Origin of the sequence: Sinorhizobium terangae, from assembly GCF_009601505.1 — a bacterium.
Lineage (GTDB): Bacteria > Pseudomonadota > Alphaproteobacteria > Rhizobiales > Rhizobiaceae > Sinorhizobium > Sinorhizobium terangae.
On the sequence record NZ_WITC01000077.1, the window covers coordinates 1 to 5,664 of the forward strand.

Here is a 5,664-nt window from a genome sequence, read left to right on the forward strand (position 1 = left end):
CTAGGGCTTCTGAACCGAATTTGTCGGTACCGACACCCGCTAGCAATTTGCATCTGGCGCCAAGTCGCGCAGCTCCGATAGCCTGATTGGAGCCCTTCCCGCCATTTCCGAAGGCGAATCCCGATCCTAACAGGGTCTCACCTGGCGCCGGGACTTCACCCACAATCCAAAACGCGACTCCGTAAGAGCCAACAACATAAACTTCACAGTTGGGCATCATCTACTCCGGCCGATCAAGCGGCGAGGTTGGGTGCCAGCGAGGGTATTGCGCTCGATCCAGCAGCTGTAAATGTAGCGATCCGCGCGATAGGAAGAGGACGAAAAGTAGATAACCCGATCGGCCGCATCGAAGGCAGTACGGTCGATTTGCAGCACCCTCGTGCCGCTCGACACGTCGAGTGCTTTTGCCAGTTTTGCACGCGCGATGCCGGCCCGTATCTCTTGCTTTGCTCGGGCCAGCGGCACACCAAGTTGCTGCTCGAGAAGCTCGGTGAAAGAGGTGTCGGCAAGGTCGAGTTTTTCCATGAGGCGGCCGATTGCTGGCACGAACGAAACCGTCTCAACCGCCACGACCTCGTCGTCGATCGTTCGTACGCGCTCTATGGTGAAGATACTCTCATTGGTCGGCACGTTAAGTGCGGTTGCAAGCACGGCGTCGGCGGGACGCCAGTGAGCCGTCATATGCCTGGTACCAGGCCGGAATCCGCGCGCGATAGCTTCTTCCGAAAACCCTGAAAAGGTAAGCAGATCCCGGCCGATGTGGCGCTTGGCGACGAACGTCCCTTTTCCAGCGCGTCGATAAAGCAAGCCTTCGCCCACAAGGGTCAGCACCGCTTGCCGCACAGTGCTGCTGCTGAGCTCGTGCTGCTTCATCAACTCCATCTCAGTGGGGAGTTGATCGCCAGGATTGAAGACGCCGCTCTCAATCTGAGACCGAATGATATCGGCGAGCTGAATATGAAGTGGAGTTCTACCGGGTTGTATCATGCGGCCTCCTTACGTGAATCATTGTTACCATATGGCGTTTGCGTTTGGCAATATAAGATTATTGCATTCTTGCAAGAAACGTGGGAAAACGCTGCCGAGTTGATGCTAGGCGGGCAGGCCCTTGAGGTTCTTCATTGGGGACGCCAGCCAAAGAGCTGCGACGGGTGAATGCCGACCCGATGCGCGATCGTCGAGACGCTCGCGCCTGGCTGCAATGCTCCGCCACCGCCCGTGCCTTGAACCATCCGACCAGCGCCGGCGAAGCTGCCGCGGCGCACCCTCAAGGCGGTCGGCGACAGCTTCGATCATATGGAAGGTTCTAGTTCCATATGTGGACGGCTCCCGCTTGCAAGTGTTTTGGCAGATTTGTTTGATCGGATCACTTGCCTCCATATGTGCGGCCTGTCTGTGTGGCCGCACAGGACCACTGGCCAAGATGGTTTCCGCAGCGCGATTTCCAAACAGAACACCGACCTGACAAAGGCCACTGGAACTAACGGAATCTTTCGCGACTCGGACCGACCGATCAGACCATTTGCCTCCTTCACGCGTCAACCCAACTCGGTGGCATCGAGCGTATGCTCACCTGGCGGCCGGGCTTTATCTTGTCGGCATTGCGACAACGGGATCTCCTTTTTGCCCACGATAACTCTCTCCACTCACCATAAGCTTCCACGCGATCCTTGCGATCTTGTTGGCAATTGCCACGGCGACCAGCTTCGGTTTCTTGCGTTGAAGCAATTCGACAATCCATCGAGAAGCGTACTTGCTGCGCCCTCGTCGGATATGCTGAAGAAGAGCCGTCGCCCCGGCCACTAGCACGCTGCGCAACATCTCATCGCCGGCACGGGTGATTACGCCTAGCCGGACCTTGCCCGCAGTCGAATGATCTTTCGGCGTCAGGCCCATCCAGGCGGCAAAATCACGGCCCGATTTAAACATCTTCGGATCTGGGGTCTTCATCATCAGCAGCGAAGCGCTGATTGGACCGACGCCAGGGATCTCGGCTAGACGGCGGCTGCACTCGTCAGAACGATGCCAAGCCATGAGCTTCTCCTCAATCAGCTTGATCTTCGCAAGTAGCTCTCGATACTCCCGACCGTGCATGGCGAACAGCTCACGCGCCAACTCCGGCAGAGATACATCGGCTGCAATACGCTCCAGTAGGGGTTCAATCCTGCATATACCCTTGGCCGCTATTACACCGAATTCCATCGCATAACCGCGGATGATATTGGAAAGCTGCGTGCGATTTCGGATCAATCTCTCGCGTACACCAAGCAGCATAAGTGCTGCCTGCTGGTCCGCGGTCTTAACCGGCACGAAGCGCATTGTCGGCCGGCTCATAGCCTCGCACAGTGCCTCCGCATCTGCCGCATCGTTCTTGCCGCGCTTGACATAGGGCTTGGCGAGTTGCGGCGCGATCAGCTTCACCTCGTGGCCAAATGAGCCCAACAGCCTCGCCCAGTGATGGGAACCGCCGCAAGCTTCAAGCGCAATAGTGGTTGGCGGCGCGTTCTCGAAGAATCTCACCATTTCCTTTCGCGAAAGCTTCTTGCGAAGAACCGTCTCTTCGCTTGCGTTCACGCCATGTAATTGAAAAACGCGTTTTGACGTATCTATTCCAATACGAATAATCTGTTTCACGGGCGGCTTCCCTCGATTGAGTACTCCAACGAACTCATTCTGGCACACTTGATGCCGTAGGGAGCCGTCCACACCAACAGAACTAGGCGCAGACATAGAAGCTCACAGCAGTTCATTGTGTCCGCTACCAATATCCGACCGCTCACCCCCTCCGCCAGACGGGGTCTGCTTGCCGCTTACCTTTTTATGAACATCAGTCCACGTCAGCCACCGTCCTGAGAATGATTATTGCCACCTGTCGCCACCTCGACCTTCGGCTCTCGGACGCGCAACGAGGAGTATCTCGCGGCTCCGGCTCCAAACGTTCTGCCAAACGGCGAAGGAACTCTTGAACGGTTCTCTTCAAACTCCTGCGAGGAATTCGACAAAGATAGCGACACCGCCTAGCCGCAAGCTCCCGAATTGCTTGAAATCTAAGTCGTTGCCTGCACATGGCATGATTGTTGCTTCGCATCTTGTGACGTTCACCACGGGGCAATACAGGCAGGGCATAACGCTAGGAAGTCTTTAGGCAGTCCCCCTTTGAAAGGGGCGAGAAGCAAAATTAGGTCTGCATGTGCGAAATGCCGAAAAGTGTCGCGCGAGCCCGGCATCGACCCTGTCGGTCTGAATCGGGGTACCCTGTCGCAACCTGCTTGTGCCTCGACGGCGCGCCGCGCGATCGCGAAACCGATCTTCTGGTCCAAGCGACGTCGAACGCCATTGCTGCCCTGAGCAGGGCCGCGCCGCCGCCCGGCAGTACGCGATCGACTCCCCCAAGGCTCTGTCAAAGGCGCACGTCAAATTTCATGCATAAATGCAATAACCTAATATTGCCAGCCATCATTGCCGAGTGATAGCAATGACTCGGCTTGAGGAGGCCGCATGATACAACCCGGTAGAACTCCACTTCATATTCAGCTCGCCGATATCATTCGGTCTCAGATTGAGAGCGGCGTCTTCAATCCTGGCGATCAACTCCCCACTGAGATGGAGTTGATGAAGCAGCACGAGCTCAGCAGCAGCACTGTGCGGCAAGCGGTGCTGACCCTTGTGGGCGAAGGCTTGCTTTATCGACGCGCTGGAAAAGGGACGTTCGTCGCCAAGCGCCACATCGGCCGGGATCTGCTTACCTTTTCAGGGTTTTCGGAAGAAGCTATCGCGCGCGGATTCCGGCCTGGTACCAGGCATATGACGGCTCACTGGCGTCCCGCCGACGCCGTGCTTGCAACCGCACTTAACGTGCCGACCAATGAGAGTATCTTCACCATAGAGCGCGTACGAACGATCGACGACGAGGTCGTGGCGGTTGAGACGGTTTCGTTCGTGCCAGCAATCGGCCGCCTCATGGAAAAACTCGACCTTGCCGACACCTCTTTCACCGAGCTTCTCGAGCAGCAACTTGGTGTGCCGCTGGCCCGAGCAAAGCAAGAGATACGGGCCGGCATCGCGCGTGCAAAACTGGCAAAAGCACTCGACGTGTCGAGCGGCACGAGGGTGCTGCAAATCGACCGTACTGCCTTCGATGCGGCCGATCGGGTTATCTACTTTTCGTCCTCTTCCTATCGCGCGGATCGCTACATTTACAGCTGCTGGATCGAGCGCAATACCCTCGCTGGCACCCAACCTCGCCGCTTGATCGGCCGGAGTAGATGATGCCCAACTGTGAAGTTTATGTTGTTGGCTCTTACGGAGTCGCGTTTTGGATTGTGGGTGAAGTCCCGGCGCCAGGTGAGACCCTGTTAGGATCGGGATTCGCCTTCGGAAATGGCGGGAAGGGCTCCAATCAGGCTATCGGAGCTGCGCGACTTGGCGCCAGATGCAAATTGCTAGCGGGTGTCGGTACCGACAAATTCGGTTCAGAAGCCCTAGTGTCCTGATTCAGAAGTTTCTGCCGATTTGTTTTGCACATCGGCGATTTGCAGGGTTGCCAGGCAAAAGCGTTTGATGGTGGCGAGGATGTCGTCTGCCGATTTGGTCCATCGGAACGGTTTGGGATCGGTGTTGACGGCGTCGATATAGGCGGTGATTGCCGCCTCCAATTCAGCGGTGGAGCGGTGCACGCCGCGCCGGATTTGCTTTTCGGTCAGGTTGGCAAAGAAGCGCTCGACCTGGTTGAGCCATGACGCCGCCGTCGGGGTGAAATGAATGTGCCAGCGGGGCCGCTTGAGAAAGAAGCTGCGGATGGCGCTGGTCTTGTGGGTGGCGTAGTTGTCCATGACGATGTGGATGTCGAGGTCTGGCGGCACGTTGGCTTCGATTTCGCGCAGGAATCTCAGGAATTCCTGCGCGCGGTGACGCTTGAAGCAGCGACCGATGATCTTGCCGGTGGCAGCGTCGAGCGCGGCGAAGAGCGAAAGTGTTCCATGCCGGGTGTAGTCGTGGCTGCGCCGCTCGATCTGGCCGGGCCGCATCGGCAACACCGGCTGGCTGCGATCGAGTGCCTGGATCTGGCTCTTCTCATCGACGCAGAGCACCAGCGCCCGCTCGGGCGGATTGAGATAAAGGCCGACAATGTCGCGCACCTTCTCGACGAACAGCGCATCCGAAGACAGCTTGAAACTCTCGGCGCGATGCGGTTGCAGACCGAAGGCCGTCCAGATGCGATGGATCGTCGAGGGCGCATGTCCGACCGCCCGTGCCATCGAACGCAGGCTCCAGTGGGTGGCGTCCGGCGGTGTCGTCTCCAGCGTCAACCGGATCGTCTCGGCGATCTCTTCGTCGCCGATCTGGCGCGGCGCGCCGGGACGCGGCTCGTCGTAAAGCCCATCGAGCCGCAGCTCGGCGAAGCGCCGTCGCCATTTGGCCACCGTGTTCGGCATCGTGCCAAGCCGCGCGGCAATCTCCTTGTTCTCAACGCCGTCCGCGGCCATCAGCACGATCTGGGCCCGCCGCGCCAGGCCCTGCGCCGTGCCGCGGCGGCGAACCAATGCCTCCAGCTCACCGCGCTCCTCACCCGTCAAGACAATCGCAACCGCCGCTTTGCCCATCGATCATCCCCTTCTCAAACAAGGAAAATGATCGCACAAATTTATCGATCAGGACACTAGG

Annotated in this window: 6 protein-coding genes; 2 read left to right on the plus strand and 4 right to left on the minus strand. The window is 58.1% G+C overall.

Translation table 11 applies throughout. The features are described 5' to 3' along the window. From GHK62_RS18980 to GHK62_RS18995, 3 genes are all read right to left on the minus strand, one after another. Positions 1-220 (minus strand): PfkB family carbohydrate kinase (locus tag GHK62_RS18980; RefSeq protein WP_337732954.1); only part of this gene is annotated, 220 nt, incomplete at its 3' end. Next, positions 217-987 (minus strand): GntR family transcriptional regulator, encoded by a 771-nt coding sequence (locus tag GHK62_RS18985; protein WP_153440680.1) that lies wholly within the window; start codon positions 985-987, stop codon positions 217-219. The genes GHK62_RS18980 and GHK62_RS18985, both read right to left, overlap by 4 nt. 600 nt (positions 988-1,587) lie before the next feature. Beyond that, a complete protein-coding gene (locus tag GHK62_RS18995; protein WP_184109079.1) occupies positions 1,588-2,634 on the minus strand; it encodes an IS110 family RNA-guided transposase in 1,047 nt (348 codons plus the stop codon). An 864-nt stretch (positions 2,635-3,498) separates the two neighbouring features. On the opposite strand from GHK62_RS18995, the gene GHK62_RS19000 reads away from it, so the two are divergent. Both GHK62_RS19000 and GHK62_RS19005 read left to right on the plus strand, forming a co-directional pair. After that, complete coding sequence (locus GHK62_RS19000; protein ID WP_153440680.1) at positions 3,499-4,269, plus strand: GntR family transcriptional regulator; 771 nt, start codon at positions 3,499-3,501, stop codon at positions 4,267-4,269. Further along, on the plus strand, positions 4,269-4,493 hold the full coding sequence (locus GHK62_RS19005) for a PfkB family carbohydrate kinase (RefSeq protein WP_153440683.1): 225 nt from the start codon (positions 4,269-4,271) through the stop codon (positions 4,491-4,493). Before GHK62_RS19000 ends, GHK62_RS19005 begins: the two co-directional genes overlap by 1 nt. On the opposite strand, the gene GHK62_RS19010 is transcribed toward GHK62_RS19005, so the two are convergent. Further along, complete coding sequence (locus tag GHK62_RS19010; protein ID WP_153440672.1) at positions 4,482-5,603, minus strand: IS630 family transposase; 1,122 nt, start codon at positions 5,601-5,603, stop codon at positions 4,482-4,484. The two genes, GHK62_RS19005 and GHK62_RS19010, sit on opposite strands and share 12 nt — an antisense overlap. Positions 5,604-5,664 lie beyond the last annotated feature (61 nt).

Coding starts and splice junctions, on each gene's coding strand:
- GHK62_RS19010 (WP_153440672.1), bottom strand. CDS start 5,603: ATGGGCAAAGCGGCGGTTGCGATTGTCTTGACGGGTGAGGAGCGCGGT.
- GHK62_RS19000 (WP_153440680.1), top strand. CDS start 3,499: ATGATACAACCCGGTAGAACTCCACTTCATATTCAGCTCGCCGATATC.
- GHK62_RS18985 (WP_153440680.1), bottom strand. CDS start 987: ATGATACAACCCGGTAGAACTCCACTTCATATTCAGCTCGCCGATATC.
- GHK62_RS19005 (WP_153440683.1), top strand. CDS start 4,269: ATGCCCAACTGTGAAGTTTATGTTGTTGGCTCTTACGGAGTCGCGTTT.